Annotated in this window: 19 protein-coding genes and 1 pseudogene; 8 read left to right on the forward strand and 12 right to left on the reverse strand. The window is 39.1% G+C overall.

Annotation, left to right across the window (positions count from 1 at the left end; genetic code table 11):
- The first annotated feature begins 15 nt into the window (after positions 1-15).
- On the forward strand, positions 16-822 hold the full coding sequence (gene dkgB / locus AAC855_RS04420; RefSeq protein WP_340608408.1) for a 2,5-didehydrogluconate reductase DkgB: 807 nt from the start codon (positions 16-18) through the stop codon (positions 820-822).
- Between the two features lie 76 nt (positions 823-898).
- On the opposite strand, the gene AAC855_RS04425 is transcribed toward dkgB, so the two are convergent.
- From AAC855_RS04425 to AAC855_RS04440, 4 genes are read right to left on the reverse strand one after another with little or no spacing between them, the layout of a single operon-like run.
- The gene (locus tag AAC855_RS04425) at positions 899-2179 is read right to left on the reverse strand and encodes an HlyD family secretion protein (RefSeq protein ID WP_340608409.1); all 1281 of its coding nucleotides are present in this window, start codon (positions 2177-2179) and stop codon (positions 899-901) included.
- Positions 2172-3605 (reverse strand): TolC family protein, encoded by a 1434-nt coding sequence (locus AAC855_RS04430; protein ID WP_340608410.1) that lies wholly within the window; start codon positions 3603-3605, stop codon positions 2172-2174. Before AAC855_RS04430 ends, AAC855_RS04425 begins: the two co-directional genes overlap by 8 nt.
- Complete coding sequence (locus AAC855_RS04435; protein WP_340608411.1) at positions 3598-4806, reverse strand: ABC transporter permease; 1209 nt, start codon at positions 4804-4806, stop codon at positions 3598-3600. The genes AAC855_RS04430 and AAC855_RS04435 overlap by 8 nt, the downstream gene beginning before the upstream one ends.
- Positions 4799-5482 (reverse strand): ABC transporter ATP-binding protein, encoded by a 684-nt coding sequence (locus tag AAC855_RS04440; protein WP_340608412.1) that lies wholly within the window; start codon positions 5480-5482, stop codon positions 4799-4801. Before AAC855_RS04440 ends, AAC855_RS04435 begins: the two co-directional genes overlap by 8 nt.
- Before the next feature lie 411 nt (positions 5483-5893).
- Between AAC855_RS04440 and AAC855_RS04445 the strand changes: the two genes are divergently transcribed.
- The 4 genes from AAC855_RS04445 to AAC855_RS04460 all read left to right on the forward strand — a co-directional run bounded on the left by AAC855_RS04445 (position 5894) and on the right by AAC855_RS04460 (position 7867).
- The gene (locus AAC855_RS04445; protein ID WP_340608413.1) at positions 5894-6163 is read left to right on the forward strand and encodes an LCI fold-containing protein; all 270 of its coding nucleotides are present in this window, start codon (positions 5894-5896) and stop codon (positions 6161-6163) included.
- Positions 6164-6446: 283 nt separating this feature from the next.
- The gene (locus AAC855_RS04450) at positions 6447-6740 is read left to right on the forward strand and encodes a hypothetical protein (protein WP_340608414.1); all 294 of its coding nucleotides are present in this window, start codon (positions 6447-6449) and stop codon (positions 6738-6740) included.
- A gap of 250 nt (positions 6741-6990) precedes the next feature.
- A complete protein-coding gene (locus AAC855_RS04455) occupies positions 6991-7278 on the forward strand; it encodes an LCI family antimicrobial peptide (protein WP_340608415.1) in 288 nt (95 codons plus the stop codon).
- Positions 7279-7570: 292 nt separating this feature from the next.
- Complete coding sequence (locus AAC855_RS04460; RefSeq protein WP_340608416.1) at positions 7571-7867, forward strand: LCI family antimicrobial peptide; 297 nt, start codon at positions 7571-7573, stop codon at positions 7865-7867.
- Positions 7868-7946: 79 nt separating this feature from the next.
- Here the strand turns inward: AAC855_RS04460 and AAC855_RS04465 are convergent, their stop codons facing one another.
- From AAC855_RS04465 to AAC855_RS04485, 6 genes and pseudogenes are all read right to left on the reverse strand, one after another.
- Entirely contained in the window at positions 7947-8897 is a 951-nt protein-coding gene (locus AAC855_RS04465; protein ID WP_340608417.1) for a helix-turn-helix transcriptional regulator, read from the reverse strand.
- 427 nt (positions 8898-9324) lie between these two features.
- On the reverse strand, positions 9325-9582 hold the full coding sequence (locus tag AAC855_RS04470; protein ID WP_340608418.1) for a hypothetical protein: 258 nt from the start codon (positions 9580-9582) through the stop codon (positions 9325-9327).
- A gap of 56 nt (positions 9583-9638) precedes the next feature.
- A complete protein-coding gene (locus AAC855_RS04475; RefSeq protein ID WP_340608419.1) occupies positions 9639-10076 on the reverse strand; it encodes a GNAT family N-acetyltransferase in 438 nt (145 codons plus the stop codon).
- A gap of 230 nt (positions 10077-10306) precedes the next feature.
- Positions 10307-10948, reverse strand: coding sequence for a type A chloramphenicol O-acetyltransferase (gene catA / locus AAC855_RS04480; RefSeq protein ID WP_340608421.1), 642 nt, complete (start codon positions 10946-10948; stop codon positions 10307-10309).
- Between the two features lie 116 nt (positions 10949-11064).
- Positions 11065-11124, reverse strand: a pseudogene (locus AAC855_RS21580) (YSIRK-type signal peptide-containing protein); the annotation flags it as partial.
- 59 nt (positions 11125-11183) lie between these two features.
- Entirely contained in the window at positions 11184-12152 is a 969-nt protein-coding gene (locus AAC855_RS04485) for a methyltransferase (protein ID WP_340608422.1), read from the reverse strand.
- 194 nt (positions 12153-12346) lie between these two features.
- Between AAC855_RS04485 and AAC855_RS04490 the strand changes: the two genes are divergently transcribed.
- Both AAC855_RS04490 and AAC855_RS04495 read left to right on the forward strand, forming a co-directional pair.
- A complete protein-coding gene (locus AAC855_RS04490) occupies positions 12347-13180 on the forward strand; it encodes a PhzF family phenazine biosynthesis protein (protein WP_340608423.1) in 834 nt (277 codons plus the stop codon).
- Between the two features lie 130 nt (positions 13181-13310).
- Entirely contained in the window at positions 13311-13763 is a 453-nt protein-coding gene (locus AAC855_RS04495; RefSeq protein ID WP_340608425.1) for a carboxymuconolactone decarboxylase family protein, read from the forward strand.
- 81 nt (positions 13764-13844) lie between these two features.
- On the opposite strand, the gene AAC855_RS04500 is transcribed toward AAC855_RS04495, so the two are convergent.
- Complete coding sequence (locus tag AAC855_RS04500) at positions 13845-15023, reverse strand: MFS transporter (protein ID WP_340608426.1); 1179 nt, start codon at positions 15021-15023, stop codon at positions 13845-13847.
- 130 nt (positions 15024-15153) lie between these two features.
- On the opposite strand from AAC855_RS04500, the gene AAC855_RS04505 reads away from it, so the two are divergent.
- Positions 15154-16053 (forward strand): LysR substrate-binding domain-containing protein, encoded by a 900-nt coding sequence (locus AAC855_RS04505; protein ID WP_340608427.1) that lies wholly within the window; start codon positions 15154-15156, stop codon positions 16051-16053.
- 97 nt (positions 16054-16150) lie between these two features.
- Here AAC855_RS04505 and AAC855_RS04510 read toward each other — a convergent pair whose 3' ends face one another.
- A complete protein-coding gene (locus AAC855_RS04510) occupies positions 16151-16687 on the reverse strand; it encodes a metallophosphoesterase (RefSeq protein WP_340608428.1) in 537 nt (178 codons plus the stop codon).
- Positions 16688-16733: the final 46 nt, after the last annotated feature.

Below are 16733 nucleotides of genomic sequence, written 5' to 3' on the forward strand. Positions count from 1 at the left end.
TATACGAGGTTGATTATGTCTGTTCCTGCATTTGGGTTAGGTACTTATCGTCTGAAAGATGATGTTGTTATTGCATCAGTAAAAAATGCACTTGAATTGGGGTATCGGGCGATTGATACTGCACAGATTTACGAAAATGAAGCAGCAGTGGGTCAGGCTATAAAAGAGAGTGGTGTAGCCCGTGAGGATATCTATATCACGACTAAAATCTGGACTGATAATATGGACAGAGAGAAAGTGATACCTAGCCTCAGAGAAAGTCTCACTAAATTGGGCACGGATTATGTTGACCTGACATTAATTCATTGGCCGTCGCCAAATAATGCCGTTAGCGTTGAAGAAACAATGAATGCATTACTGGAAGCGAAAAAAATGGGGCTGACACGCGAAATCGGCGTTTCAAACTTTACAGTTGCTCTGATGCAACAGGCTATTGATGCGGTGGGTTCTGAAAATATCGCGACTAACCAAATTGAAGTTTCCCCCTATTTGCAAAACCGTTATGTAACAGACTGGGCGAAAGAGCACGGGATCCATATCACTTCTTATATGACCCTTGCGTATGGCAAAGTGCTTCAGGATGAGGTTATCGGTCGTATTGCAGCAAAACATCAGGCGAGCCCCGTTCAGGTGAGTTTGGCATGGGCAATGGAATTAGGTTATAGCGTAATCCCATCTTCAACTAAACGCGAAAATTTACAAAATAACCTGAAAGCGACGGCGCTAAAGCTTGATGCAGAAGATATGGCTGCTATCGCTACCCTTGAGCGTAATGAACGTATCGCTGACCCGGAAGGCTTAGCGCCTCAATGGGATAACTAATTACCCCCCTATTTGTCTATATATTAAGTCTATTACAGCCCAATAACGGGCTGTTTATACAGATGAATTCAATTTTTCAAAGAGACAATGCAATAAACCCTTTTTCCAACCCATGAATTTCTAACCCTTCCGGCATGGCCTCACCGACCGTTATCTGGCGTGAAGTTGCCGGAGTTTTTAAATCCGGGCGCCAGCTTACACTCAAATTCCCATTATTGTCGCGTGACAGGGCTTTTTCGGGTATCACAACCCCCTGCTCATTGTGATAAATAACAATACTGACTTTAGCACTCATACCGGGCCTGATGAGATAATTCGTGTTCATGGGGGATGTTACTTTGATCACAACATCATAATGAACGGCTGTTCCGGGGTGGTCGTTACCTACGCTTTGCATAGCAATGGTTTCAATTTTTCCATCCATAAAATAGCCAGAAAACCCTTCACCGCTGATTTTGACTGGTAGCCCTTCTTTTAGTTTGACGAGATCCGCTTCTTCAACCTGCGCCAATACCTGAAACTGGGTTGTATCCATAATTTCCAGCAAAGGCATTCCTTCTGTGACCCGTACACCAGTCTGAATTGCGAATGATTTACCCTTTTCTCCCTGCTGTGCCTTGAGGACAACACCAGAAAATGGCGCTTTTATTTCCTTATGTACGTATTGTTCCTGTAACGCCTGATAACGGCTTGTGGCATTTTTAAGCTCCATTTCTGCGACTTGTACATGACTTGCACTGCCTTTTTGTCGGGTAGATGTCAGATCATCCTTCGCTGAAGCAAGTTCCGTCAGTTGCCTACGAAGCTGTTGTTCAAGGGTTTCCACTTCCATTCTCGGCACAATCCCCCGTGAAAAAAGTGCCTGTGTTTTTGCCAGATTATTTTTAAGCTCCATCACCATGTGGTTCGCGTTTTCAACGTTCCTTCTGGCTCGAATAACTTCCTGACTATTTTCCCAGTCCCGTAATTCTTCAACAGCAGATGAGGCTTTAATCATTTCCACTTGTGCCTGTCGAATTTCTATCTCAATTTTCCGGGTATCAAGTGTGGCTAACGTCTGATCCGGGGAAACTTGCTGCCCTTCTTTAACCAGAACCTGTTGGATAATCCCCTCAAATGGCGCAGGGATAGTTTCAAGGCGTCCGGATTGCAGTTTCCCTACCAAATCCAATCGTTTTTCTATCGGAGAGGGGTTTACAGCAATCCACTGTACAGCGTTTTGATTCGGTGATTCTTCTGAGGACAAATACCCTGAAGAGAATAAAACCCAAAAAAAGATTATGGTTGCCAGCACACTCGTTATGATCCATCGATAACGCTTAATCATGGCATGGTTAAAAACTGAGTATTTATTCATTAATCGTTATCTCCCAGCTTTCCAGTGTCGTACCCAGAATTTGATCCAGTTCAGCCTGAGCATTGAGGTACTGGATAAGCGTATTCAGGCGGGCATTTTCCGCATTTCTCAGGTCAGTTTCAAAACTCAGTACCTGAAAGTTACTGGATCGCCCTGCCTGTAATTTTTCCTTTTCGATTTCAAGTTTCTGTTGCGAAAGTGAACTGGCCTTGATGGCTAACTGATATTCCTGCCAGCGTGATTCAGTATCACGGATGGCATTCGTTACTCTCTGCTCCAGATTGATTCTGGCCTCTTCCAGATGTAATGCCTGCTTCTGAACATCAACTCTGGCCTGAACTTCCGTTTGTTGTCTTGTCATATCTCCGATTGGGATATCCAGTTGGATACCGATATAATTTTCCCAGTTTCGGGTGTCAGCAGAAGAGGAACGATACTGGGAGGTTCCGCCAACCAGTGATAAGTCCCAGAGTTGATTATCTCTGGCCTGCAATAACTGAAGATCGGCGGCTTTTGCAGAAAGTAGCTGAGTAAGATAATCGGGCTGTTGAGCTTGTGCCTTTTTAATCGATTGTTCAACATCCAGCCTGACATAAGTCCCTTTCAGAGTATCTGTTGCATGGATAGGCGTTTTTAGGCTCAGAGCGAGTAACTTCAGGAGTGTCAGTTTTGCTGCATTTACATTATTTTCAGCCTCTTTTGCTGAAAGTTCCTGCATGGCCAGATCAGCCTGTGTCTGTATGATATCCGTCTGAGCCATTCTGCCCGCATCAATCAACTCCTTATTCGTCTCCACCAATTTCTGCATACGTTTAAGAGAAGCCGCAGACAAAGCTTGTTGCTCCTGAGCACGGAGTAACGTGTGATAGGCCAGAATAATTTGTGTGATGGAAGCGGAAATTGTCGATTTTAAATTCAGACGGTTGGTTTGTTCCCGGAGTTTTGCCAGTATAACCGGTGCATTATTCACATCTGTTCCGGCTCCCCGTAAAAGAGGCTGTATCATGGTCATACTTGCGCCATCATTATGAATGCTGTTTATTCCTGACTTATTGTGCTCACGCGCCCATGACAGCGTGAAACGTGTTCCCAGAGGGGTGAGTAATGTGGCGTTAGGAGACAAGCTGGTTTTGCTGAAATTTTCTGCCTGATTTTTGCCCGTGATATAGCGCCCGCTCAGTTGCAATTTCGGCGTAAATCGATCTTCTGCGACCCGTAAATCAAACTTCTGAGCGATACGATCCAGATAAACACTACGAATAGCATAGTTATTCCGTAAACCGAGCGATATCGCATCACTCAGCGACAGGCCGATGATTTCTTGCGGATTTTTACGATCCAGACTGTAATCAGATTCAGAAAATCCTGCCTGAGAAAAACAAAAAAACAGAGTCAGAACGCCATAAATGAAATACTTTTTAATCATCACGTAATGCCTGTACGGGTTCCATTTGTGAGGCTTTATGAGCGGGATAAAAGCCGGAAATAAGCCCTGCTATAACGGCACTTCCTATTCCTAAAGGGATGGATAGCGGAGCCAGAGAAAATGACCAACCGGAATAAAGGACAAAAAGGAAGGCAACGATAATTCCCACTAAAGTACCAAGTATTGCACCGGTAAAAGTCAATACAGCCGCTTCATACAAAAACAGGCGTCGGATATCCTGTACTCTTGCCCCCAGAGCCATGCGCAACCCTATTTCTTTGCGCCGGGAGGACACATTCATCAACATCACATTAGAAATCGCAATTCCGCCAGTCAACAGTGAAATACCAGCCAGCCCGATCAACATAAAAGTAAAGGTTTTGCCCTGCTCCGTCTGCCCTTGTAGCAATTGTTGAGCAACGCGGACGTCAATTTCAGTCTCTGGAAACTTATTCTTAAAAAATGCAAACAAACTTTGTGCATCTGTTTCTGTTGTCGAAGTCGTGGCTGAACGGGTAATCAAACCATTCAGCTGAGCTTGTTGTGATATTTTACGCATGGTTTCGAGCGGAACCACGACAACGGAATCCAGAGAAAAAGGAAAAATAGGGTTTTGCCCTTTTGTTTCAAAAATACCAATCACGGTATACAGATAATTACCAAGCTGAATCTGCTTGCCAAGTATTTGGGATGTATCTTCTCCCACGAGAGAAACGGCGACATCATTGCCCATTACCAGATAAGGAGAATGACGATCATAATCGGAGATAAATCGCCCATGCCGCAGTTGTAATAACATAACTTCCTCAAGTGCCGCCGTGGAACCTATCAGGGTGAAGTGTTCTGTTTTCCCGTTATAACGCACCGGTGAGGAGTAATAGATCCAGGGTGCTGCGGAAGATAAACTCGGAATAGCCGTTTTCAGCGCGTCTATTTTAATGTCTTCACTATCAATGCCATGATTGTAAGAATAGAAATTGGTTGTGATCACATTAATATCCAACCCGCTGAACATCTTCAGCGCTGCAAGGGTCGCGTTATGCCCTGTATTTAGAAAGGCCACGACAGATGCACAACCAATCGCAATTCCAGACAAAGCAAGCAGAGAGCTTTTCCCCGTAGCCATTAAATTACGCCAGGCTTCCCGCCACATCATAAATACTGACATGCCATAATGACTAGGCTGACTTTTATCATGCATGCATTGTCGTTCCTCTGATCTCATGCAACTGACCATCACTCATACGTAATTCGCGCTGCATATGGTTCGCTACCATCGCATCATGGGTTATTACAACCAGAGTCATCGCATTATCGGTGTGAAGAGTGGAAAGTAACGATAAAATTTCTTCTGCTGTTTGCGGGTCCAAATTACCGGTAGGTTCATCAGCCAGCAGCAATGAAGGCTCTCCGACCAATGCTCTGGCAAGTGCAACACGCTGCCGTTGCCCGCCAGACAAGTCTGCCGGATAATGACTTTCTCTGTGTGAAAGCCCGACCAAACCCAATTTTTCTCTGGCAATTTTATGAGCCTGCGAAGCTGAAATGCCCCGATAAAGCAGTGGTAACGCGACATTTTCTGTCGCTGTCATTCCGGCTAATAAATGAAAACTCTGAAATACAAAGCCGATTTCTTTGTTGCGCATTCTGGCCCGCAGATCAGCTTCTGCTGATGACATATCAACACCACAAAGAAAATATTCTCCAGAAGTGGGTTTATCCAGTAAACCCAGAATATTAAGCAACGTGCTTTTACCAGAACCCGATGCCCCTACAATAGCGCAACTCTGACCTGCATAAATCTGTGCAGTAATATTTTTCAGAATAGAAACCTGCCCTTCTTCCCCGTGTTGATAAACACGAGTTAATTTTTGCATATTAATAACAGGTGATATCGGTTCTGGGGGATTAATAAATTTTATTACGGCACCCATTTTTTATAATATCCTTCAAATCTTAATATCTAAATTAATACTTCTTAGGTCAGCCATAAATATGTTAATGAAGTCATGATTAAATAACAACACAAAAAGAATTGAATAAATATTATGCAGTTTGCCTGATTGAGACTATAGATGGTTTAATTACCCACCGTTAATAATGGTGTTATTATTATACATCATAAATTATGATAATAAGAATTAGGTTTATAATTAAGCAAGAAAGGCATAGACAATATATAAATTTTAAAGTTGCCATTCTGTCTAATTATGATTTAGATTTACTTTGCATTATCAATTGAAATTTAATCAGCACCTTAAGTTTAATATTATTATAGGAGTGATTTTATGATCAAAAAATTGTTAGCAACAGCGACACTGATAACAGGTTTTTTATTAAGTGGTAATGCAATGGCATTAAATAAATGCCAGGTTGATAATGTACCAAAGCATATTGAAGGAAATCTTTATCAGATGTTTGTCGTTAACCCTACAGATAATTTTGCAAATACCTTTGAGAGATTTGGAATTAAATGGTATTTTAAAGGTAAAATTGGGAAGTGTGAATATCATACAGGAAGACCTGCCTATCAAGCTTATTATCAAGGAAGAAAGTAGATGAACCTCCCAAAGTAATAAGGAACAATAGATCTAAAAAACCCGTTTTTAAAAGCGGGTTTTTTAGATCTATTATCAATTATAACTATTTGTAATTATTGTCTAATATATTTATTAACTTTACAGTTAAATGATTGAAAATATAAAAACATACACTGTATCTAAATTTTGCAATGGTAAAAATCGATGATCATAGTTTACATTTAGCGCTCATTATAAAATGTGATTTTATGAATTATAAACTTAGATCATCAATTGAAAAACTATTAAAGGAATATTTTAGATGTTCAAAAAATTATTAATAGTTGGGTCATTAGCGGCAGCATCGTTCGGTGGAGTTGCAACGGCAGCGGCTGAAAACCTGTGTCCAAATGAATCTGTATATATTTCGACAAAGCCGAACTATACCCGAGTAGTTGTTAAACCGAACCGTAATTTTCCTCAAGAATTTATACAGCAAAATACGATGTATGGAACCATACAATGGTTTTATCAGGGACCTCAATTTAGCTGTGTAGATAAAGCAGGGAAGCCAGCTTGGGCTGCTGTGTATATTGGCGCTAATGTAAGAAATTAAAACCCTACCAAAAACCCCCTTTTCCCCAAAGGGGGTTGTAAAAAATATTCTTATTTCCATTACTGATTTATTTAAATGAACCTTCAGAAAAAATCAAAAATTCGAATCTAAAATAAAAACATACACCGTTTATAAATTTTGAAATGGTAAAAACCGCTGAGAGTAATCTACATTTACCGCGCATCATAAATATGACTTGATAAGTAATAAACCTAGATCATAAGCTGAAAAAAGATTAAAGGAAGGTTTTATGTTGAAGAAATTCTTCGTGGGTGGAGCACTCGCCGCCGTTATGTCATTAACTGGCGGAATTGCAACTGCATCGGCAAATGACATAGATATCTCATGGAATAACTGCCATTCTTCTCCGATAGAGTATAAAAATGGCGTGTATACTAAATACCTAGTAAAAGACGGCATTGTTTTCCTTGATGTGCGCAATGAAGATGGATTTAAATGGCATTTGAAAGGATTTAAAAAATTATACGTTTGTGGATTAAACGTTTATGTTGGTAAATATGAAGGTGTAAAATCATAGGTAAGCCCTATTACTACATCAATTCAGAATGTTAATAAACCTCGTTAATATAACGGGGTTTTTTGATTTTGTTACGGATAATTATAATTGGTTATTTTATTGCTCAATCTTATTTGGTATTTTTTAATCATTCCAATCTTAAATTTAATATAAAAACATACACTGTTTCCAATTTTTGAAATAGTAAACTCCTATTATGATGATTTATATTTAGCGCATCTTATCAAAGAATATTTGGTAAGTGATAAATTTAAATAGAAAGTTATTATAATGTTAAATTAGAGGCTTTGTTATGTTTAAAAAATTATTAGTAGGCGGAGCATTGGTAGCTGGTCTTGCATTAACTGGCGGAATTGCAACTGCATCAGCAGCAAACAAAGATTTTACCTATAACGATTGTTATAGCTCAGGCAGAACTTATACTGGTACAAATGGGACAGTATATGTTGTGTATGAAGTGCGTAAGAATCACATATTTGAAAGTGAATTCACAGATGGAAAGATTCAATATCATTTGCAAGGTATAAAGCCAGTAGCATCACATTGCGGTAAAGGCTATGTGGGTTACTATGAAGGTAAGAAAATATAATACTTCTCAGAGAGCCTCTTATTAGAGGCTTTTTCGTTTACATTGTTTATATTCAGAGATCATGTCATATTCCGGTTAACTAAATGGCTTCTAACTCCAACTGATTCAACCGCATTTTGATTTCATCAACATACATTTTTTTTAACGTTGTTGGTTTGATCTCAATCAGATGTCGGGAAAATCCATTTATATAGTCAAGCAGATAACCCAATTCTTCCTGATGATAATAACCCGAAATTAGTGCGCCACCATCTGTTAATTGTAGGGAAATATGTGAAAATGATTTGCTATGATAATGCTCAACACCTGAACTTTTTATCGTTATTTCAAAATAATGTTGCTGTTGTTTCTGCCTTAATTGTTCAAAATTAGATAGGTTGAAATCTGTTAAACGAATGTTTTCGGGAGCAACTAACGACCTTGTCATCGGGCGAAATGACTGGATTGTATGGCAGCGTAATACGCGTAAATCTTGTGCTTCATAATCAAATACGGCTAAAAACCACCGCCCTGACTCAAACCACATCGCAATCGGGTAAATAAAAACTTTTTTATCACCGTATATGACTTCCAGATTTTCCTGTTGAAAAATATGATGGAGTAACATATCAAGTTGTTTAATTGGATTGATCTGTCTGGCCGTTCTCACCCCCAAACACTTGCGTAATTTTTCATCTTTTATTTTTTCATCTTGAGGCAATACTTGCTTTAATTTTTCAGAAATACTACGAAATTGCAGATTAAACGGAGTGGATTGCAGAACATGCATACCTGAAATCGCAAATAACATGGCATGAATTTCATCCGCACTAAATCTGACCGGTGCTAATCGATATGTTGGAGCAACAATGTATCCGCCATTTCTTCCCCGTTCAGAATATAAAGGAACACCCAATTCTTCTAAAGCTGAAATGTAACGTAACGCACTGCTACGGGATAACTGAAACTCTTGCATCAGTTCTTTTAAGGTCACTTTCTGCCTTCCCTGTAAGAAGAGCTGCATTTGTTGCAATAACAATGTTTTCTTCATTGAAGATCCTTAAAAGGTATCAGAAAGTGCAATTTATATAACGTAGAAACTGAGTTAGTCCAGATAAAAAATAAACATTGGTGGGGGTTAGGAGCAGAGGGCTTATAAACCCTCTGCTTAAGGTTGTAAATCAGTTCATTATATGCAGCCACATTTAACAAATTGGTTATTTTCTGAATTACATATAAATTAATTTCTTTCAAAAAATTCAAGGAGCTGAATGAACTTATCGCATATATATACAAATCCAAAAAATGACATAACTATTAATACTACATTATAATAGTGATTACTATCACCATTGTATATCAATGATAATGATGATTTATTGATGAAAAACATTGTAAGGGATAAGCTAACTATATTGGCAATAGCTCTTCTTGTGGATTTTTTCATTTTTCAGCCCCCAATCTCATTGATTCTTGCATTATGCTTTTACTGGCTTCTTACTCTTTTTGGCATCTTCATCACTAGGGTTACATTCTTGATGTGTACCGGGAAGATAAAATTTTCCATCGGATGATGGATTTGTTCCACCATCACATCCCGGCATCCCTGCTGTACCGTCACTATTTCCCCCTTTCTGTCCATTACCGCCATTGGCGCCGTGAGTTGTATTTGCATATACTGATGGCACAGAAATAGTTAGCATTAAATAAATAAAAGTGATAATTAATCTGCTCATACCGAACCCTTCTGTGTAGATTGAACCAATCTTAGTTGAAATATTAATATTCGCACTTAAATCCTGATAACCGCCAGCATCTCACCAACTTCTTCATCCATACCAACTTCGACGAAACCAACACTGGCATAAAGATTTTTTGCAATGATATTCTTAGGATTATAAGAGATTGCTATTTCCTCTAACTGATCTGTACGACCGATTTCATCAATTGCTAACACTAGTGCTTTGCGTCCAATATTTTTCTTTTGATAGTTTTGATCTATCATAAACCGCCAAATTGTTATCCTTTGGTCAGCATCGGGTACCCACATAAAAAAACCAACAGGTTCCCCATTCAAACAAATAGCACGTGTTTGGTATGAAGGGTTAAATTTTGATTGGACAATAGAATATACGTTTTCCGCAACATAAGAGAGTTGTTCGTCAGTTACTGATAAATCGCAAACTGCTTCATAATTATCCTTAGTGACGTCAGTTAAGGTAATCAGCATATGCTGCTCCAATATAGGTTCATAATTCAGAGATGTTAAAAATTGGGTGATATTAATTTAATGTTGTTTTTTTAAGTATTCAGCTTAAACACGAATTCACAGTAACTGGGGTAATGGCAATAGAAAATTGATTTAATTTTGATAAAAAGTCAACAACTATTAAGGGGAAATCAATTATCCTCAGACCCATTTTTAAGTAGGCCACTGAATAGTGGCCTGATATTTTTTCTTTACATCAAATCATCATTACACAATGCCTGCAATTTTTTAATAAACAAAGCGACATGATAACCGTCACAGGCTGCGTGATGTATTTGTACCGATAATGGTAACAATACTTTTCTGCCCTCTTGCTGATATTTCCCCATTGTAAAAATCGGAGCGAAATAATCAGTGATATCAGATATATTCAGGTTGAAACTATCAAATCCTATCCACGGAATTGAGGAAATATTGATATTATTTTTCGGTTTCTCTGTTTGTGGGTAAAGACTTGTATTACTGCCATACCGTTCAATATCAGCACGATAATTCACCATAAACTGCGGCAAATCGGGTGAGAATTTCGTACACAATATAGAAAATGTTTCGGTTGCTTTATGAAAAATAGTATAAATCGGATCCACACTATCCCAAACGATTAACTCCTCATCTTTTATCGCTAACCTGAATTCAGGATACTGATTAACGACCTTGGTGAGCAGGTAAATCATAGCGGGATAAAATTTATAATGTGTTTTTGCTAAGGATAAGCGCAGAGCTGTAATATCAATTTTCGTCGTCAGACTAAAGCCACACTTAACATTATGGCGATAATACGAAAAATGTTCTCCACGATCCCACGTGTTAAGATCTATTTTTGTGTAATTCATCTTTTTCCCTTCTAATCAAGTATGTTAATAACAAAATTAATTAGAAGGGAGTTATCTCTGTCTGAATTGATGACACCTAATGACTCCTTTATTGTGTGTATTGAACGGCAATCACATTACCATTTAAGCGAAAAAATACCAATCGTTAATCGCCGGAGGGAATAGTAACACTGTCTTTATTACTATCCCTCCGGATTGCTATCTCCCTGGCTGGAGCGCAGTATTCAAAGTAAATTTATTTTTTAATTTCAAAAAGATAGTAATTTCCATTCTCTGTGGAAAAATTCAAATTATAGATATTTTTAATAGATAACCCAGCTTGTTTTACCATAAATTCAAAGTCGGACTGATACCGCCTTCTCCCTAACAAAAGGGTATCTATGTATAAATCAAATGAGGTTGCTTCATCGGGTTCTTTAATTATATCGATAAGATATAAAACTGAATCATCCCTCATTGCTGTATGGCAATTCTTCAGAATATCGATGGCTTGATTATCTGACCAGTCATCCAAAACATTTTTTATGCTATAAGCATCATAGCCGGATGGAATCTCAGAAAAGAAATTACCATTAATAAAAGTAATTTCTTCTGATTCTTTTCTGGTGAATTTATATTGATCCATAACATGACACTGAATATGTGGATAGTGCAATTTTATGTTTTTTACGAAATTACCGCCCCCTCCTCCAATATCAATAAATGTCTGAATGCCATCTAAAGGGATGCAATCAATAATGTGCTTGTTGGTTTTATTCGTCATTTCTCCCATTAATTTATCAAAAATCATTTTAACATCTTTATTTTTCTCATGATTAAGGTAATCAAAAAATGGCTCGTTATGGGTAAGTTCAAATGCGGATTTTTTATTCGGTTTTTTTAAAGACGAACTGTATTGTGACCAAGTATTCCAGAATACGGGATCTAATTCGAACTTTATATATAGAGTTTCAAAGCTATTCTGATCACTGAGTGATGCCCATTGTTCAGTAAGATAAAACTTATCCTCTTTTTTTATTAAAATATTAAGTTTTACCATGTAATTCAATAGGCTGTGAAATCTATCCTGATAGACATTGCATAGTCTAGCAAGTTGTTCCACGGTTTTCCCCTTCTCAGTACTTAAATATAATGGTGCTTTACTGTCTACAAAGGCAAATAATGCATTTGATTTACGATAGGCAGTAATTATTTCCAATGGCATTATTATTCTCCTTATTTATCTCCATTAATTGATTTGCCACACTCTAAAACCTCAGGTTAACTTGAGATCAAGTGTTTTTTATCTTATTTTTGAATGTCATAAAAAGACGCAGCACAATGTGTTGCCTTATTGAAGTAATGCCATCGCGCTATACAAAATAGAGAATTGATGGTTTAACGCGTAAAACAGGATGAATGATGAAATTCTTATTTGAACAGGTTAATGTTTTTTCTGATAAAAAATTACAGGGTAATCCACTGGGTGTAGTTGTTGGTGCAGATAATCTGACTGAACAGCAAATGGCTCAGTTTGCTAAGTGGACTAACCTGAGTGAAACTACTTTCTTACTTGAACCACTTCATCCTGATGCAGATTACAGAGTCAGAATTTTTACTCCTGCGGGCGAACTCCCTTTTGCTGGACATCCAACACTAGGTTCTTGTTATGTATGGCAGAAAACTAATAGCCAGAAAGATAAAGCAACAATCATTCAGGAATGTGAAGCAGGTTTAATTACTATCAAACAGCTCAACGGACGGTTGGCATTTATGGCCCCTCCACTGGCAAGAACAGGCGATGTAGCTGATGACATAATGGCTACTATTTTGAAAGGACTTGGTATTACTGCTGATGATGTCGAATTGTGTCAGTGGATAGATAATGGTCCCGGCTGGCTTGGCATCTTACTGAAATCTGTCGATAAACTTTTGGAAATACAACCTGATTATGCACCATTGAAAAACTATGAGATTGGTTTGTGTGCAATTTATCCTGAAGGAAATCAAGTAAGTCTGGAAGTCAGAGGCTTATGCGGTTCAATTTATGCGGAGGATCCGGTGACCGGCAGTCTGAATGCGGCTTTTGCGCAGTGGCTGATACCACACGGGAAATTGCCAGCAAATTATACCGCCAGACAAGGACGATGTGTTGAACGGGATGGCTGGATTTATATTACTTCGGACGAAGATGGCATCTGGGTTTCGGGTGATGTAGTTGAGTGTATCAGTGGTATGGTTGAATTCGATTAAGTAACAACTTGGTCATGTTGATAACTAAGGCGATGCCAATTTTTTTCAGCAAAAATATTTAAAAGTGTCAAAAAGTGAAACCTATATCTCTTAGGATTATTTCCATCTAATTGGAGTTTAAAAGGAAAGCATGATGACACGAGTTTCTTTAGTACAAAGTTTCCCCAATATTTATCAACAACTGAAAATAGTGAATGCTGAAATCGATAAATCAGCTTTATCTGCCGGTATTAGTGAAGGGTTTTGTCATCTACTAAAATTACGTATATCCCAGATTAATGGATGTGCATATTGTGTCAGGTTACATACCCGAGATGCCTTACAACAGAACGAATCTATCGATAAAATTGCCGTGCTGCCAGCCTGGCAGGAAACAGAATATTTCACAGAAAAGGAACGAGCGGCGCTGTTATTAGTGGAGGCAATAACAGAAATACAAAATGATCATATCCCCGATGATGTTTACCAAAAAGCAGCAACAGCGTGGAGTGATAAACAGGTGGCTGCAATTGAGTGGTTGGCTATTATGATGAACGCCATGAATAGGTTAGGAATAGCCGGAAGATATTATGTTGCTCCGTAGATTTTCCGTACAACTACGGGAAAAATGCTACTACGGGCAAAGTACTACCCGCCTGATCCAGGCGGGTATACAGACAGTAAACTACCCTTTTCTTTTGTTAATCGATAATGTCAGTGATTGTGCTTTTTGGTCTGTCATCAGCAATAATAGCAACCCAACGAGCGCAACAAAACCACCCGAATAACTAACCATTTCATACCCTAATCCCAGTGATAAAACAGTTGCGCCCAATGCAGCACCAATAGCATTACCCAGATTAAATGCGCCAATGTTGACAGAAGAAGCTAGTGACTGAGCTTCAGATGCAACCTGCATTACTTTTAGCTGTAATGGCGGGACAATACCAAAACTAGCCGCTCCCCAAAGCACTAATATGATACCGCCAGTCATCGTGTCTTTCGCGATTTGTGGAAATAACATCATAATCAGAAACAGTGATGTAAATAATCCATAAAGTGTTTTGGATACGGAACGATTCGCCAGAATACCACCGATATAATTCCCGATGGTAAACCCCACACCAACCAGCACCAGCATTATACTGACCTGTGTTTCTGCGACATGAGAGAGCGTCATTAATACGGGCACAATATACGTATAGAAGGTGAACATAGCGCTGGCCCCAAGCACCGTACAAAACAGCGTCGTCAATACGGCAGGTTTCAATAAAACCTGTAGTTCACGGCGTAAATCGAGCGGCTGCCCCTGCATTCCTCGTGGGAGCGCTAATAACAGAGCAATCATGGTAATGAATCCTAATACACTGATCAGGAAAAAAGCCTCCCGCCAGCCCAATACCTGCGATAAACGCGTAATTGCCGGAACACCGCCGAGATTAGCGATAGTCAATCCCATAAACATGCTGGCAATTGCGCTGGCTTCCTTTCCCTTCTCGACTACTCGGGTCGCTACCAAGGCACCTATACCGAAAAATGCGCCATGATTCAGACTGGTCACAAAACGGGCAATAAGTAATAGGGAAAAATCAGGTGATAACGCCGATAAGATATTTCCTACGGTAAAAATACTCATTAAAAAAATCAGAGCGACTTTCGGGGAGCGTTTAATCAGTAACAAGGTCATTACCGGCGCACCCAACATCACACCAAGTGCATAGACCATAACCAGAATGCCGGCGGTGGGGATAGAAATTGCCAGATCTGAAGCTATCTCCGGTAACATACCCATTGGTGAAAACTCGGTAGCCCCGATAGCAAATGCCCCAATAGAAAGTGATAACAGAGCGGTGCTCGTTCGCATAATTTCCTCATATCTTTAAACTCAGCGTTATTGCTGATACGACATCACTGTAAGTGAGGGTGATTATGTCGATTTGATATTTGCAGAAACAGTAACTAATATGAGAAAAACTTTTAACTGAAATGCGAAAATGAAAATTACTCTGGAAGAGATGCGGGTATTTATTGCTGTCGTGGATAGCGGTTCAATAACCGCAGCGGCTGAATGGCTGGGATTCACTATTTCTGCCACCAGCCGGGCCTTGTTGCGGCTTGAAGAAAAAGTGGACAGTACTTTGTTGTACCGTACTACCCGGCGTATAAAACTAAGCGAAGAAGGCACTGTATTTCTACAAAAAGCACGGGAAGTGGTGAAACTTGCGCAAGAAGCAGAGGAAGTATTGCTGAGTCATAAAGATATTCCCTCCGGAACGTTACGAGTAGATGCAGCGACCCCTTTTCTACTGCACGTCATTACACCACTGATTGCTCAATTTCACGAAGTATACCCACAGATAACGTTGGAATTGACTAATTATGAAGGTGTAACGGATTTGTTGGAAAAGCAGACTGATATCGCCTTTCGTATTGGGACTCTGACTGATTCTTCTCTACATGCGACATTATTAGGTCACAGTAAGCTGCGGGTTCTGGCAAGCCCTCTCTATTTAGAACGTTTTGGCGAACCGAAAACTGTTGAAGAATTACAACAACATTGTCTGCTCGGGTTTACTGCACCAGAAAATCTCAACGAATGGCCACTCTTTCATGGTGATAAAAAGGGAATCAAAATTACCCCAACAATTGCTGCAAGCAGTGGTGAAGTATTATGTAACCTGACCCGAAAAGGCGTCGGTATTGTATGTATGTCTGATTTTATGACTCATGAGATGAGAGAATCAGGAGAGTTTAAACAGGTACTTTCTCATCTTACTTTTGAGCAAAAACAGCCGATTAATGCAGTTTATTACCGTAACCAGACGCTTTCACCCCGGTTACGCTGCTTTATTGATTTTATTAAAAATAATAGCTTATGCCTTAACCGGCTGTGATATTCGTCGTGAACCCCTAGGAACATAGATAATCGTATGTTTATACCGGGGTGAACGAGCGTAGCCAACAAAGAGACAACTTGAAAGTATACAATACTTATTCTTGAGCTTTTTTCAGTACTTGGTTAATACTGATAGGGAAAAAGTTATTTACATCAACACCAACGTTAATAGCTCTGGGTCCGAGTACGCTTAATCGTTTGTATTGGTCAGGATCTTTACCTGCATTGTGGACGTGACCATAGAGATGGATAGCATTACGAAAATAACCCTGCCATTCGAGAATGGGATAGTGGAACATCACGATTTTTTGTTTTTGATAATCCATTTCGTAGTAGTCTCTTACCCATTCAAACATTGAACTATCAAAATCCGGGTCGTTCAAAAATTTATCGTGATTACCGCGGATCAAATATTTTTTACCATTAAGTCGATGGAGTATTTTATTAGCATCTGCTCCAGTTCCGCGATAAAGAAAATCACCTAAAATATAAATTTCATCCCGGTCAGTAACACATGCGTTCCAGTTGTGTATCAGGGCATTATTCATATGGTGTGCGCTTTCAAATGGTCGACCACATAAGTTTATGATGCTGGAGTGGCAAAAATGGGTATCGGAAGTAAAATAAATCATAAAAATCTTCTTGTAACTATAGTAAGCGTTATAGTCTAACAAAATA

The sequence above is a fragment of the Xenorhabdus bharatensis genome (assembly GCF_037996705.1).
Lineage (GTDB): Bacteria > Pseudomonadota > Gammaproteobacteria > Enterobacterales > Enterobacteriaceae > Xenorhabdus > Xenorhabdus bharatensis.